The organism is Kocuria sp. KH4 (assembly GCF_053711175.1).
In genome coordinates this window covers 1-13202 of record NZ_JBSJYX010000022.1, presented here as the reverse complement: position 1 = coordinate 13202, position 13202 = coordinate 1, and the positions used below count along the sequence as shown (strand labels likewise).

The window sequence follows — 13202 nt, the reverse complement described above, 5'->3', positions numbered from 1 at the left end:
GCCGTGCCGGCCCGCAACGCGGTTCCCCCGCTGATCAACGACCGCTACGAGGTGGGCGAGACGATCGGGCGCGGCGGGATGGCCACGGTCCACGTGGGCCGGGACCTGCGGCTCGGCCGGCGGGTGGCGATCAAGGTGCTGCGCCCCGAGCTGGCCCGGGACACGACCTTCCACGAGCGCTTCAAGCGGGAGGCGCAGTCCGTGGCGGCGCTCAACCACCACTCGATCGTCTCCGTGTACGACACCGGCGAGATCCTCGCCCGGACCGACGAGGGCGTGGACCGGCCGTTCATCGTGATGGAGTACGTGCCCGGCCGGACGCTGCGGCAGCTGATCCACGAGGACGCCGTCACGCCGCGGGACGCCGTGGACATCACCCTGGGCATCCTCGACGCCCTCGAGTACAGCCACCGGGCCGGGATCGTCCACCGGGACATCAAGCCGGCCAACGTCATCGTCACCCCGGAGCGCCAGGTGAAGGTGATGGACTTCGGGATCGCCCGGGCGGTGGAGGACACCTCGCCGGCGCTCACGCAGGCCCAGGCCGTCCTGGGGACGGCCCAGTACCTGTCCCCGGAGCAGGCGCGGGGCGAGTCGGTGGACGCCCGCTCCGACCTCTACTCGGCCGCGTGCGTGCTCTTCGAGATGCTCACCGGGCGTGCGCCGTTCGTGGGCGAGTCCTCCGTGGACATCGCCGCCCAGCACGTGCGGGACCACCCGCCCGCCCCGTCCGAGCTCGACCCCCGGATCGGGCACCGCGTGGACGAGTTCATGGCCAGGGCCCTGGACAAGGACCGCGAGGCCCGTTTCCAGGACGCCGGGCAGATGCGCCGGGCCCTGCGCGAGCTGCGCCCGGCCGTGCCGGAGGACCTCGAGGCCACGCAGTCCCTGCAGGCGGTGCCGGGGCGCGACGAGGACACGAAGACGCTGCCGCCCGTGCCGGTCCCGGCCCCCGCGACCGCGCCCCCGGCCGTCGCCGCCGGCCTCCCCGCCGGCGTCACCGCGCCGGGGCCCGCCGCGTCCGGCCACGGCTCGGCCCCGGTGCGGCGACGGCGGCCCCTGCGCACGGCGCTGATCGCCCTGCTCGTCGTCGCGCTGCTCGCCGTCCTCGGGGTCGTGGCCCTGCAGTGGGTGCAGGGCCAGCGCGGGGGGCCCGCTCTCGTGGCGGTGCCCTACGTCGCCGGGATGGACGCCTCGGTGGCGGAGACGGCGCTGCGCAGCGCCGAGCTCGTGCCGGAGCGCGAGGAGGTCTTCGACGACGAGGTGCCCGAGGGCGACGTGGTGGGCACCGATCCCGCCGCCGACACCCGGGTCGAGGAGGGCACCACGGTCGTCCTCGAGGTCTCCCGCGGGCCCGCCGAGGTGGAGGTGCCGGACGACCTCACCGGCCGCTCCGAGGAGGAGGTCCGGGAGGCCCTGGAGTCGGCGGGGCTCGAGGCCGGGTCCACCCGCACGGCGAACAGCTCCTGGGTGCCCCAGGGCGCGGTGGTCGCCACCGACCCCACCGGCGGGACCACCGTCCCCAGCGGCTCGGAGGTGGACCTCGTCGTGTCCACGGGGCGGGTGACCGTGCCGCGGCTCGTGGGCCTGAGCCGTCAGGAGGCCGTGGCCGCCCTCGGCGCCGACGGGGTCCGGCTCTCCGCGGAGATCGTGCCCGCTCCCCGGGCGGGCGTGCCGGCCGGACAGGTGGTGGACCAGAGCGTGGACGCCGGCCAGTCCGCACCGCAGGGCGCCACCGTGACGCTCACCGTGGCGGTCGCCCCGGCCCCCGAGCCGGCGCCGACCGTCACGCCCACGCCCACGCCGTCCCCCGAGGAGTCGGCGGAGCCCACCGAGCAGCCCACCGAGGAGAGCACGGACGAGAGCACCGTGGAGCCGACCGCGGAGCCGACCGAGGACCCCGCGGCGGGCGGCGCCGAGGAGGAGGAGCAGCCCGAGGAGGACGGGTCCGAGGCCGAGGAGCGGGCGGACGAGCGCGCCCGGGAGCAGGCGGAACGCGCGGAGGAGCGTGCCCGCGAGGCGGCGGAACGGGCGGCGGAACGCGCCCGCGACGACGGGTGACCCGGGTCCCGCTCAGACGGTGATCAGCGGGGACAGCGACCCGGCCGCGCGCGCCGCGCCCCTGAGCCCCACGAGCTCGAGCCAGTTGCCCAGCATGAGGTAGCCGCCCTCGGTGAGGACCGACTCGGGGTGGAACTGCACCCCGTGCAGGGGCGCGCTCCGGTGCCTCAGGCCCATGATGACCCCGTTGGGGGTGCGCGCCGTGACCTCCAGGTCCTCGGGGACCGACTGGTCGACCACGGCGAGGGAGTGGTAGCGCGTCGCGGTGAACGGACTGGGCACCCCGCCGAAGACGCTGGAGCCGTTGTGCTCCACGCGGGACGTCTTCCCGTGCATGAGCTCCTCCGCGTGGGTGACGGTCCCGCCGTAGGCCTCCGCGAGCGCCTGGTGACCGAGGCAGACGCCCAGCAGGGGCTGCCCGGCCCGCTCGGCGTGGCGGATCAGGGGGGTGCACACCCCCGCGTCGGCGGGGGCGCCGGGGCCCGGGGAGAGCAGGACGCCGTGGTGCTCCTCGGCGAGGGCGCATGCCGCGGCCTCGTCCAGGTCGTCGTTGCGGATCACGGTGGTGCGGGCGCCGAGCTGCTCGAGGTAGCCGACCAGGGTGTAGACGAAGCTGTCGTAGTTGTCCACGACGAGGATCTTGACGGTCACGGGGTCTCCTGGGAGTGGGGTGCCGGATCGGCACGTGCGCCCGTCCAGCTTACGCGCCCGCGGGAGGGCGCGCACCGGACGGCTAGACTGGTCGACCGGACCCCCCGCCGTGAACACGGCCCGCTTGGTGACCAGGAGGATCAGTGCCCGAGTCGAAGAACCGCCGCAAGAAGCCCGCCCGCCGTCCGGGAGGGGCCGGCCGGACGGCGCCGGCCGCCGGCCCGCAGGTCGACGAGGAGCTCGCGCGGCTGGCGGCGGAGGGGCTGCCGGGCGGTTCCACCGCCTACGACCCGGACGCGACCGCCGCCGCGGTGGCGCAGGAGCTGACCGAGCGCTCCCGGCACGGCTCCCCGGAGAGCCACGCCCCCACCCCCACCTGGTACAAGGCCGTCATGCTGGGTCTGCTCGTCGTCGGGCTGCTGTGGCTGATCGTCTACTACCTCTTCCAGGGCGCCTACCCCGTGCCGGGGATCGGCACGTGGAACATCGCCGTGGGCCTGGGCCTGATGATGGCGGGTCTGATCATGACCACGAGGTGGCGATGACGGCGGCCCGGTTCGCCTGACCGGCGGTGCGCGGCCCGCCGCGCCTGCTGAGAGAATGGGAGCGGATCCCGACGACCACGGAGGAAACGTGTCCCATTTCAGCACCGACCCGGAGGAGCCGCGCGACCGGCCGCCGCGACCGCTCGAGGACGAGATCGCCGCGTCCCGGCCCCGGCGCGGCGGGCGGATCAACCCCGCCACGTTCGAGGTGCGGCTGCGCCGGTGGGCCCTGCTGCTGCTGATCACCGTCCCCGCCGTCTGGTTCGTGGTGCAGCGGCTCACCTGACAGGCACCGGCGACGGCCGACGGCCCGCACCCTCGGGGGTGCGGGCCGTCGGCCGTGCGGGGCGGGGAGTTCCGCGGTCGCCGGGATCAGGCGTCGGCCGTGATGGACTCCTGGCCCTCGACGGTGTCCTCGGGGTCGTCCTGCGGGGCGGTGAAGGCCACGTCGAGGGTGATCGCGACCTTGTCGGAGACGAGCACCCCGCCGGCCTCCATGGCGGCGTTCCAGGTGATGCCGAAGTCCTTGCGGGAGATGGTGGTCCCGGCGGAGAAGCCGGCCCGGGTCACGCCGAAGGCATCGACGACCACGCCGTTGAACTCGGTGGCGAACTCCACGGTGCGGGTGCTGTCCTTGATGGTCAGCTCACCGGTGATCGTGCCCTCCTCGCCGTCGAAGGCCACGGCGGTCGAGCGGAAGGTCATCGTGGGGTACTGCTCGACGTCGAAGAAGTCGGCGCTGCGGACGTGGCCGTCCCGGTCGGCGTTCTTCGTGTCGATGGAGGCCATCTGCACGGTGGCGGACAGCGTCGAGTCCTCGACCGGGTCGGCGACCCGGAGCTGGGCGTCGACCTCGCCGAAGGTGCCGCGGACCTTCGAGATGCCGGCGTGGCGGACCGTGAAGGAGACCTCCGAGTGGGCGGGGTCGAAGGTCCAGGAGCCGGGGACGAGTGCGGTGAGCTGGGACATGGTGTTCTCCTCGGGGTGCGGATCGAGCAGGTGGTTGCTTCGTCAACTACTCTACGAACGCCTTGGTGATGTGTCAACAACGTCGGCGGAACTTTTTCCCGCCCGGACGTCTGGCTGCTCGGCGCGCAGGAGCGACCGCGGGACCCGTGCTCAGTCCTGGGGATCGAGCGCGGAGCGGTCGCTGAGCCCGTGGAAGCGGCGGCGGTGGTACACGAGCGGGGCGCCCGTGCCCTCCTCGCCGAGGACGTCGACCACCGCGGCGTTGAAGACCAGGGCGGGGCCGGCCTTGATCCGGGCCAGCGGGACCGCGCGCAGCACGCGGCCCACGCCGAGCAGGCGCGGTTCACCGGTCGCCAGGTACTCCCACGGCATGTCCGGGCCGAAGCGCGGGGCCCCCGAGACGGCGAAGGACCGGGCAAGACCCAGGTTCTCGGCGTCCAGCAGGTGCACCAGGAAGGAGTCGGCCTCGGCCAGCAGTGCGGCCGAGCCCTGCCGGGCCTGCAGCGAGAAGCCCAGGATGGGCGGAACGGCGGACACGGAGGACACCGAGGACGCGGTCAGGCCCACCGGTCCGTCGGGGCCCCGGGCCGTGATGATGGCGACCCCGGCGGGGTGGTCGGCGAACACCGCCTTGAACGCGTCCCCCACGTGCTCCAGCTCCGTCAGGTGGCCGGCGGGCACCTCGAGGTCGGCGACCTGCGCGGCCGCGTGCTCGGCCGGTGCGCCCGGGGGCGGGACCGAACTGAGCCGGGGCTCCTCCGCGGCCGCGGCCGGACTCGCCCCGGAGCCGCCGGACGCCCCGTCGGATCCGCGTTCGTGGTGCTGGGCCGCCATGAGGGTCCTTCCGTGGAGTGCGGGGGAACGGTGCCGCCGGACACGGCGCCACCGTCCACGCTACGACCTCAACCGGGGTGGGCGTCCAACCATTCCGCCGGTGACGATCCGAGGACTTCCGGCGTCACAGACTTGCGCGCGAGCCGATCCTGTGCTTCGGATCGCCGCTCACCGGATCAGACCCCGGTAGCCGCGGGCGAAGTGCACCAGCGGGTCGTCCGCCCGGGCCTCGGCCACGCCCCGGCCCATCGCCGTGACCTCCCCCACCACGAGCCGGTGCGTCGCCGCGGTGTGCACCGCCACGGTGGCGAGCTCGAACCACGCGAGGGACCCGTCCAGCACCGCCGCCCCCGAGCCGGGAGCGCGGCGGAAGGGCACCCGGTCCAGCAGTCCCTCGACGGGGTTGCCCGGGCTCGCGAGCCAGTTCGCCACGCCCTCCTGGTCCCGGCGCAGCACGGAGAGGGTCCACGCCCCGGCCGACTCCACCGCCTCGCAGATCCGCCCCTCCTCGAACAGGCTCACCAGCATGGTGGGCGGGTCGTAGGAGACGTCGAGGAAGCCGGTGACGGTCGCGGCGACGTCACGCCGCCGGTGCCGGGCGGCCACGACCGCGACCCCGGAGGCGATGTCCGCGGCGAGCAGCCGGTAGGCGCCGGCGTCCTCCTCGTCCACGGCCGCCGGGTCGACGAGGTGGGCCGGTGCGGCGTCGGGGAGTTCCATCCCGTCAGTGTGGCACGGCGCTCACCGTCGGGGAGCGGCACGGCCCGTCATCCGCAGCGTGAGGTTCAGCCGCCCGCCCCGCATGCCGAGCTCCGGGGCGGCCGTGCCCGGGAGGATCCGCGGCACCCCGTGGAACGCGTAGCGGGAGGGCCCGCCGAAGACGAAGAGGTCGCCGCTGCGCAGCTCCACGTCCCGGTACGGGGCCGCGCGGGTCTGCGTGTTGCCGAACCGGAAGACGCAGGCGTCCCCGAGCGAGAGGGACACGATCGGGGCGGCGGAGAACTCGTCCTTGTCCTGGTGCATGCCCATCCGGGCCGCGGCGTCGTAGAAGTTCAGCAGGGCCGTGTCCGGCAGGTAGTCCCGGGCCTCCGCGCTGCCCTCGCCGCAGGTCTCCGCCACGGCGCGGCGACCCAGCTCCGCCAGCCACGCCGGCAGGTCCGGGGCCCGTTTGTGCTCCCCGGTGCGCAGGTACCGGTAGGGCGCCCAGTCCCAGCCCAGCGTGGTGGAGCGCACCGACATCCGGCCGCCCCCGGGCAGGACGGCGTGGCGCAGGGGCGCCGGGCCGGTGGCCCACTCCCGGCACCGCAGCACCAGCTCCCGCTGCCGGGCGGGGTCCAGCCAGGCCGGCACGTGCACGGCTCCCGGGGCGATCTCGGCGCGCTCCCGCGGCAGCTCGAAGAGCTCCGGCACCCCGAAGGGGGTCGAGGGATCGGTCATGGTGCCGAGCGTAGTCCGGGCCGCAGACAGCCCCGGCGGCGGCGGCTGCCCGCCCGTCCCGCACCACCTGTGCTCCCCGCCACGGCGCCGTCCGGCGCACAGGAGTAGCGTGGAGGGCCTCCCCGACTCCCGTGAAAGGTCCGCCGTGCCCCTCCCGCTGTCCGTCGTCGACTTCGCCACCGTCCGCCAGGGCGCGTCCGTCGGCGAGAGCTTCGCCGACTCCGTCCGCCTCGCCCAGCACGCCGAACGGCTGGGCTACCGGCGCGTCTGGTACTCCGAGCACCACAACATGCCCACCATCGCGTCCTCGGCCCCGGCCGTGCTGATCGCCCACGTCGCCGCGCACACCTCCACGATCCGCCTCGGTTCGGGCGGGGTGATGCTGCCCAACCACTCCCCCCTGGTCGTCGCCGAGCAGTTCGGCACCCTCGCCGAGCTGCACCCCGGGCGGATCGACCTGGGGCTGGGCCGGGCGCCCGGCACCGACCTGCGCACGGTGCGGGCCATGCGCCGGGACCCCTCCGCCGCCGAGCAGTTCCCGCAGGACGTGCGCGAGCTGCAGGGCTACCTGAGCGGGCGCTCCCTCGTGCCGGGGGTCAGTGCCGTCCCCGGCGCCGGGACGAACGTGCCGCTGACGATCCTCGGCTCCTCGCTGTTCGGTGCGCAGCTCGCCGCGGCGTACGGGCTGCCCTACGCCTTCGCCTCCCACTTCGCCCCGGACGCCCTCGCGGACGCGGTGGCCGCCTACCGGGCACGGTTCCAGCCCTCGGAGCAGCTCGCCGAGCCCTACGTCATCGCGGCCGTCAACGTCATCGCCTCGGACGGCGCCGACGACGCCGCCGCGCAGCTGGAGACCGCCCGGCGCGAGCGGGTGCGGGCCATGGTGGGCCGTGACCGCGCACTGAGCGAGGCGGAGCTGGACATGGTGATGGACAGCCCCGCCGGGCAGCAGATCCTGCACATGCTCCACTGGTCCGTCGCCGGCACCGGCCCCGAGGTCAGGAGCTACCTCGAGGGCTTCGCGGAGGCGGCGGACGCCGACGAGCTGATGATCGCCCCCGCCTCGCCCGGCCGGGAGCAGGTGCTGCGCTCGCTGGAGATCCTCGCGGAGGCCTGGGACGGCGGCGACCGTCACATTGCGGACGGGCGGCCGGGCACGCGCGACCGGCGGTAGGTTGAGGACGCGGCCCGGTCCACGGGATCGGGCCCGGCCCCGTGCCACCGCTTCCCGAAAGGTCCCCGCATGCGCGCTCTTCCTGCCCGGCGCACCGTCCGCGTCGTGGCCGCGGCCCTCGTCCTCGCCGCCGCCTCCCCCGCCGCGGCGGCCCCGTGCACGGTCGACGTCGTCAACCTGGGCGACTCCTACTCCGCGGCCTTCGGCACGGGGGGCCTGCAGGAGGTCGAGGGGCTGCCCGGCTGCTACCAGGGCACCGGGAGGGACCACGTCGACGCGCTGGCGAGCCGGCCGCGCGTGGACGTGGTCCTGGACGCGGCGTGCGCCGGGTTCACCACCGTGCAGGTGCGCGAGCTCGTCGCCGTGCCGCGCGTGACGGACGCCCTCGCCGAGGCGGAGCTGGTCACGCTGACCATGGGCGGCAACGACATCCTGTGGGGCGACTTCATCCGGGCCTGCAGCGCTCCTGCCGAGGCGGTCGGCGGGCCCGGGGCGTGCGACGCCGCCCTCGCCCGGGCCCCGGGGCTGATCGCCTCCGCCGCCGCCTCCGCGGCCGCCACCGCGGCCGCGATCGACGAGGCCACGGACGGGCGCGTGGTCGTGCTGGGCTATCCGCACCTGCTCGACGAACGGCAGGACAGCGCGCTCGTCTCCGCGGAGCGCGCCGCCCAGCTCAACGACCGGACGGACGAGCTCAACGCCGCCCTCGCCGCGCAGGTCGAGGCCGAGGGCGCCGTCTTCGTGGACGTCACGGACCGCTTCCGCGGCCACGGGGTCGGGTCGGCGGACCCCTGGATCCTCGTCGACCCCGGCAGCGCCCACCACCTGCACCCGACCGAGCAGGGGTACCTGTCGGGCTACTACCCCGGCCTGATGAGCCAGGTGGCCCGGGCCCGCTGAACGGGTCGGCCGAACGGGCCCGCTGAACAGCGCGGCCGGCCACGACCAAGGCCCCGGATCGGCGATCCGGGGCCCTGGTCGTGGTGCGCCGCACCGGCCGCGCGGCGGCCGGTCACGTGTCAGGCGTTCTTCGTCTCGTCCCTGACGGACTGCGCCGAGTCCTGGGCGGAGGACTTCAGCTGCTGGGCCTCGTCCTGGCCCTGCGACTTGACCTCCTGAGCGCCGGCCTGGGCGGTCTCCTTGACGGACTGCACCGCCTCCTGAGCCGGCTCCTTCAGCCCCTGGGCCACCTCCTGGGCGGTCTCCTTCACCGACTCGACGGCGTGCTGGGCGTGGGGCTGGACGCGCTCCGCCGCGTCGGCCACGAGCTCCTGCTCCTTCTGCGTGGAGGGCAGGAGGGAACCGACCAGCCAACCGGCGCCGAGGGCGATCAGGCCGGCGGCCAGCGGGTTGCCGCGGGTCTTCGCCTTGGCGGCGGCCGGGGCGTGCTGCACGCCCTCCTTCAGGTCACCGGCACGGTCCTGCACCCCCTCCCGGAGGTCACCGGCGCGGTCCTGCACGCTGCCCTTGAGGTGGCGGCCGTGCTCGGAGGCGTCCTCGGCCGACCCCATGACACGCTCCCGCACGCCCTGGACCTTGTCCTGCACCTTGCCGCGCACCTTGTCCTTCTGCCGCTCGACGACGCGCTCAGGGGTCACCTTCTCGGCGACGGCGTCGACGTCGCTGTTGAGTCGAGCGCGGGTCGCCTCGATATCGGCACGGATCTGCTCGGGGTTCTGCTGGCTCATCGGTTCTCCTTCTTGGAAGGCTTCACGGTCTCCGGGATCTCGGTGACGGTCTCGCGGGTCAGGGGCAGAGGATCCTCGGTGGCCTCGGCCAGCTCCTGCTTGCCCTGGTTGAGGTTCTTCTTGCCGACGGCGGCGAGGATGCCGGCGATGACGGCCCAGACGACCGCCACGATGACGGCGGACCAGGCCAGGCCGACCAGGTTGCCCAGCCCCCACATGAGGGCGATGGACAGGAACAGGAGGACGAAGTGACCGGCCACACCGGCCCCGGCGAGCATGCCGGCGCCCTTGCCCGTGTCCTTGGCGGACTGCTTGGCCTGCTGCACCGTCTGGGTCGCCTCGGCCTTGGCCAGGGCGATCTCCTGCTGGATGAGGGTGGAGAGGTTGGTGCTCAGCGACTTGAACATCTCACCGAGCGACTCGTGCTCCGCCCTGCTCTCGGCGTCCGAGGGGGGAATGGGGTGACTCATCGACGGTCGCCCTCCTGATCGGGGTAGACGGTGCCCGGCACGCGGTCGGTGTAGGTGCGGGCGGCCTCGCCCTGCTCGTCGGAGCGGTAGGCGTAGGGGTCGCCCGGGGTGTAGCCCGAGGTCTCGGTCGCGGTGAGGTTGCGGTCGTAGCCCTGGTCGTAGACGGCGCCGGTCGCGACACCGGTCGTGGTGCCCCGGGGGGCGCCGCCACCCTGCTGCCCGCCGACGCCGAAGAACTCCTTGGCGCCCTGGCGGTCGGTGGCCACCTCGTCGCTGTCCTTGACGCCGCGGGTGGTGCGGCCGGCGAGCAGGCCGATGCCGGCGGCCACGGCCAGGAAGGTGCCGGGACGGCGGGCCGCGAAACGGCGGACGTCGTCGAGCAGGTCCTTGGCGTCCTTGTTCTCCAGGGAGGAGGCGAAGGACTCGACCCGGCCCGACACGCTGCCCAGCAGGCCGGTCACGTAGTCGGACTCGGGCTTCTCGCCGCGGGAGAGGGCGGTGATCTCGTCGCTGAAGGAGCGCACGGTCGAGGCGATGCGGTCCTGCTGAGGGCGGACCTGATCCTTGAGATCGGTCCTGAGCTGCCCGAGCAGGTCCTGGGCCCGGTGGGTCGCCTCGTCCTTGACGGCGGCGGCCTGATCCTTGACCGTCTCCTTGACGCGGTGGCCCGAGTCGGCCGCCTCGTTCTTGAGCTGGCCCGCCTCGGCCTTGGTCGTCTCCGCGGCGACGTCCTTCTTGGAGGTCGTTCCGGTGTCCGCCGCGTGGCTCGCCGTACGGTCATAGGGGTTCGTAGTCATGATTCCGCCTTTCTACAGCACTTGATAAGTTCGCTGAGCATGCGAGCTGGTCCCAGAGTATGTCGCGGGTCCACACTCGCCAAGCATTTCTTGTCCGGTGTGGCGTCGGCCACCTTTCGCCGGGCGCGGGGTCACGGCGACGGCGTGCCCCCGTTGACATTGAGCGTCTCGCCGATCACGTAGCTGGACTCGGCGGAGGCCAGGAACACGTAGGCGGGGGCCAGTTCGGTCGGCTGGCCGGCGCGGCCGAGCGGGGTCGACTGCCCGAACTCCGGCAGGGCCTCCTTCGGCTGCCCGTCGGAGACCTGCAGCGGCGTCCAGAACGGGCCGGGTGCCACCGCGTTGACCCGGATGCCCTTGGGTGCCAGCTGCTGGCCGAGACCCTTCGTGAAGTTGTTGATCGCCGCCTTCGTCGACGCGTAGTCGAGCAGGTCGGGCGAGGGCTGGTACGCCTGGATCGACGTCGTGTTGATGATCGAAGACCCGGCGGGCAGGTGCCGCAGCGCCGCCTTGGTGATCCGGAACATCGCCAGGATGTTCACCGTGAAGGTGTCGGTCAGCTGGTCGTCACTGAGGTCCTCGAAGTCCTCGACGGCGACCTGCTTGCCGGCGTTGTTGACGAGGACGTCCAGGCCGCCGAGGCCGTTCACGGCGTTCTCGACGAGGGCCTCGCAGAAGGCCTTGTCCGTCAGGTCGCCGGGCAGCAGCACGGCCGTGCGGCCGGCCTTCTCGATGATGCCCTTCACGACCTGGGCGTCGGGCTCCTCGTCGGGCAGGTAGTTCAGGGCGACGTCGGCGCCCTCCTTCGCGAAGGCGATGGCCACGGCCGCGCCGATGCCCGAGTCCGCGCCCGTGATCAGGGCCTTGCGGCCCACCAGCCGGCCGGTGCCGCGGTAGGAGAACTCGCCGCGGTCGGTCTTCGGCTCCAGCTCCACGTCCAGGCCCGGCTCGGGCTGGTCCTGCTCCGGCGGGGAGAGAACCGGGTACCGGGTCACCGGGTTCTGGAGGGTGAGCTGGTCCGTCGACTCGTCGTGGGCGTCCTGGGAACTGCCGTTGCTGGTCTCGGTCATGTCCGCTCCTTTCGTCGTGCACTCGTGTTAGATCAGCATACTGATCAGTCGCCCGCAGGGACAGTGGTTCACTCTCCGAGAACACGGCGGACCGTCGTGCGCGGCGGGATGGCGGACGGTTCCGGGCGGGTCGGTCAGCCGGTGAACCGCCGGAGGAAGGCGCGCAGGGCGTCGTCGAACGCCGCCGGCTGCTCGAGGTTCGGCGTGTGGCCGGCCCCATCCACGAACACGAGCTCGGCGCCCGGGGCGAGGTCCGCCATCCGGCGGCCCGCCCCGCCGTCGAAGACGTCGTCCGCGCCCACCACGACGAGCACCGGGATCCGGGCGCCGCGCAGCACGTCGCCGAGGTCGCGGCGCTCGGCACGACCGCGCATCGCCGCGGCCGCCCCCTTGGCCGGTGCGTTGCGGAGCATGGCGAGCACCTCCGCCGCCACGCCGGGGGACGACTCCACCGTGGCCTCGGCAAGCATCCGGCCGAGCACGCTGCGCCCGTAGGTCTCCATGCCGCCGGTCAGGATGGCGTCGGCCGTGGCGTGCCGGCGCCGCCGGCCGGCACGGTCCTCCGCCTCGGGAACGGTGGCGACCAGGACGAGCCCGCGCACCCGCTCCGGGTGCCGCCCCACCAGCTCCATGGCGATCTGCCCGGACATCGAGAAGCCGACCACCACCGCGGGGGATGTCCCGAGGTGGTCGAGCAGACCGGCGACGTCGTCGGCGAACTCCTCCGTGTAGACGATCCCCTCGGTGATGCCGGACTGCCCGAAACCCCGCAGATCCGGGGCCACCACCCGCCAGCCGAGCCCGGCGAACACCTCGACCTGTCGGGCCCACATGCTCCGGTCGTAGGCGTGCCCGTGCAGCAGGAGCAGCGTGGGCCCCCTGCCCCGGTCGGTGTAGGCCAGGGTGACGTCGCCGATCCGGGCGGTGGACGGACGGGTCTCGGACACGGCGGGTGCCTCCTTCCACGGGCCGGCCGCTACGGCGCGGTCTGCTCTGCCTCATCGGCAGGGGGCCGCGACGACGCAGGTGCGACCCTCCCCCGGCCGTCCCACAGGCCCTTCGGGGCCGGCATCGCTCTCGGTCAGGCGTGCCCCCGTCCGGTCCCCCCGGTGCTCAGCGGTCCGGCGCGTCGGCGAGGGAGTCGGGGCTGGAGCCTGGGCCGGGGTGCAGCAACACCGCGCGGCCGTCGGCGCTCTGCGCCGCATCACCGCCGCTCGAGACCGTCGGATCCGCGTTCTCCGACGATAGGACGAAAGAGGGCGTGAGGAAAGGCCCCGCACCGGTGGGGTGGGGGCCTGGACGGGGGACGGGAAAAGGCCCCGCACGGGTGGGTGCGGGGCCTGGTGGGTGTCGGCTGGTGCGGGTGGGGGGTGGTGGTGGGTTGATGTGGGGAGCCCCCGCACGTGGTGTGCGGGGGCTCGACCCTTGTGGTGTGGTCCGGCGGTGTCCTACTCTCCCACACCCTGGCGGGTGCAGTACCATCGGCGCTGTGGGTCTTAGCTTCCG

General features: G+C 73.9%; 15 protein-coding genes. 5 read left to right on the top strand and 10 right to left on the bottom strand.

The annotated features are described in order from the left end of the window. Window positions 1–3: 3 nt before the first annotated feature. Window positions 4–2061: a Stk1 family PASTA domain-containing Ser/Thr kinase gene (gene pknB, locus ACWCOM_RS14490; protein ID WP_454549453.1), complete on the top strand. Its 2058-nt coding sequence runs from the start codon at window positions 4–6 to the stop codon at window positions 2059–2061. Between the two features lie 12 nt (window positions 2062–2073). Here pknB and ACWCOM_RS14485 read toward each other — a convergent pair whose 3' ends face one another. Next, window positions 2074–2712 (bottom strand): anthranilate synthase component II, encoded by a 639-nt coding sequence (locus tag ACWCOM_RS14485; protein WP_454549452.1) that lies wholly within the window; start codon window positions 2710–2712, stop codon window positions 2074–2076. A gap of 143 nt (window positions 2713–2855) precedes the next feature. On the opposite strand from ACWCOM_RS14485, the gene ACWCOM_RS14480 reads away from it, so the two are divergent. Then, window positions 2856–3257: a cell division protein CrgA gene (locus ACWCOM_RS14480; protein ID WP_454549451.1), complete on the top strand. Its 402-nt coding sequence runs from the start codon at window positions 2856–2858 to the stop codon at window positions 3255–3257. A gap of 88 nt (window positions 3258–3345) precedes the next feature. Further along, window positions 3346–3543, top strand: a complete 198-nt coding sequence (locus ACWCOM_RS14475; RefSeq protein WP_454549450.1) for a hypothetical protein — start codon at window positions 3346–3348, stop codon at window positions 3541–3543. An 86-nt stretch (window positions 3544–3629) separates the two neighbouring features. Here ACWCOM_RS14475 and ACWCOM_RS14470 read toward each other — a convergent pair whose 3' ends face one another. The 4 genes from ACWCOM_RS14470 to ACWCOM_RS14455 all read right to left on the bottom strand — a co-directional run bounded on the left by ACWCOM_RS14470 (window position 3630) and on the right by ACWCOM_RS14455 (window position 6497). Further along, window positions 3630–4226, bottom strand: coding sequence for a YceI family protein (locus ACWCOM_RS14470; protein WP_454549449.1), 597 nt, complete (start codon window positions 4224–4226; stop codon window positions 3630–3632). 150 nt (window positions 4227–4376) lie between these two features. Further along, entirely contained in the window at window positions 4377–5060 is a 684-nt protein-coding gene (locus ACWCOM_RS14465) for a flavin reductase family protein (protein ID WP_454549448.1), read from the bottom strand. A gap of 168 nt (window positions 5061–5228) precedes the next feature. Continuing rightward, window positions 5229–5780, bottom strand: coding sequence for a flavin reductase family protein (locus ACWCOM_RS14460; protein WP_454549447.1), 552 nt, complete (start codon window positions 5778–5780; stop codon window positions 5229–5231). 21 nt (window positions 5781–5801) lie between these two features. Next, a complete protein-coding gene (locus tag ACWCOM_RS14455; RefSeq protein ID WP_454549446.1) occupies window positions 5802–6497 on the bottom strand; it encodes an alpha-ketoglutarate-dependent dioxygenase AlkB family protein in 696 nt (231 codons plus the stop codon). 145 nt (window positions 6498–6642) lie between these two features. Between ACWCOM_RS14455 and ACWCOM_RS14450 the strand changes: the two genes are divergently transcribed. Both ACWCOM_RS14450 and ACWCOM_RS14445 read left to right on the top strand, forming a co-directional pair. Next, window positions 6643–7671 carry an LLM class flavin-dependent oxidoreductase gene (locus ACWCOM_RS14450; protein WP_454549445.1) on the top strand — a complete coding sequence of 343 codons (1029 nt, stop codon included), beginning with the start codon at window positions 6643–6645 and terminating at the stop codon, window positions 7669–7671. A gap of 69 nt (window positions 7672–7740) precedes the next feature. Then, a complete protein-coding gene (locus tag ACWCOM_RS14445) occupies window positions 7741–8571 on the top strand; it encodes a GDSL-type esterase/lipase family protein (RefSeq protein ID WP_454549444.1) in 831 nt (276 codons plus the stop codon). Window positions 8572–8690: 119 nt separating this feature from the next. Here the strand turns inward: ACWCOM_RS14445 and ACWCOM_RS14440 are convergent, their stop codons facing one another. The 5 genes from ACWCOM_RS14440 to ACWCOM_RS14420 all read right to left on the bottom strand — a co-directional run bounded on the left by ACWCOM_RS14440 (window position 8691) and on the right by ACWCOM_RS14420 (window position 12643). Continuing rightward, window positions 8691–9359, bottom strand: a complete 669-nt coding sequence (locus ACWCOM_RS14440) for a DUF3618 domain-containing protein (RefSeq protein WP_454549443.1) — start codon at window positions 9357–9359, stop codon at window positions 8691–8693. Beyond that, entirely contained in the window at window positions 9356–9829 is a 474-nt protein-coding gene (locus ACWCOM_RS14435) for a phage holin family protein (RefSeq protein ID WP_454549442.1), read from the bottom strand. Before ACWCOM_RS14435 ends, ACWCOM_RS14440 begins: the two co-directional genes overlap by 4 nt. Continuing rightward, entirely contained in the window at window positions 9826–10626 is an 801-nt protein-coding gene (locus ACWCOM_RS14430) for a hypothetical protein (RefSeq protein WP_454549441.1), read from the bottom strand. Before ACWCOM_RS14430 ends, ACWCOM_RS14435 begins: the two co-directional genes overlap by 4 nt. 131 nt (window positions 10627–10757) lie before the next feature. Then, window positions 10758–11696, bottom strand: coding sequence for an SDR family oxidoreductase (locus ACWCOM_RS14425; protein WP_454549440.1), 939 nt, complete (start codon window positions 11694–11696; stop codon window positions 10758–10760). A gap of 134 nt (window positions 11697–11830) precedes the next feature. Continuing rightward, window positions 11831–12643, bottom strand: coding sequence for an alpha/beta fold hydrolase (locus tag ACWCOM_RS14420; protein ID WP_454549439.1), 813 nt, complete (start codon window positions 12641–12643; stop codon window positions 11831–11833). Window positions 12644–13202 lie beyond the last annotated feature (559 nt).

Excerpts from the sequence above, each read along its gene's own strand:
- ACWCOM_RS14425 (WP_454549440.1), bottom strand. The coding sequence starts at position 11,696 with ATGACCGAGACCAGCAACGGCAGTTCCCAGGACGCCCACGACGAGTCG.
- ACWCOM_RS14440 (WP_454549443.1), bottom strand. The coding sequence starts at position 9,359 with ATGAGCCAGCAGAACCCCGAGCAGATCCGTGCCGATATCGAGGCGACC.
- ACWCOM_RS14470 (WP_454549449.1), bottom strand. The coding sequence starts at position 4,226 with ATGTCCCAGCTCACCGCACTCGTCCCCGGCTCCTGGACCTTCGACCCC.
- ACWCOM_RS14430 (WP_454549441.1), bottom strand. The coding sequence starts at position 10,626 with ATGACTACGAACCCCTATGACCGTACGGCGAGCCACGCGGCGGACACC.
- ACWCOM_RS14455 (WP_454549446.1), bottom strand. The coding sequence starts at position 6,497 with ATGACCGATCCCTCGACCCCCTTCGGGGTGCCGGAGCTCTTCGAGCTG.
- ACWCOM_RS14435 (WP_454549442.1), bottom strand. The coding sequence starts at position 9,829 with ATGAGTCACCCCATTCCCCCCTCGGACGCCGAGAGCAGGGCGGAGCAC.
- ACWCOM_RS14445 (WP_454549444.1), top strand. The coding sequence starts at position 7,741 with ATGCGCGCTCTTCCTGCCCGGCGCACCGTCCGCGTCGTGGCCGCGGCC.
- ACWCOM_RS14465 (WP_454549448.1), bottom strand. The coding sequence starts at position 5,060 with ATGGCGGCCCAGCACCACGAACGCGGATCCGACGGGGCGTCCGGCGGC.
- ACWCOM_RS14460 (WP_454549447.1), bottom strand. The coding sequence starts at position 5,780 with ATGGAACTCCCCGACGCCGCACCGGCCCACCTCGTCGACCCGGCGGCC.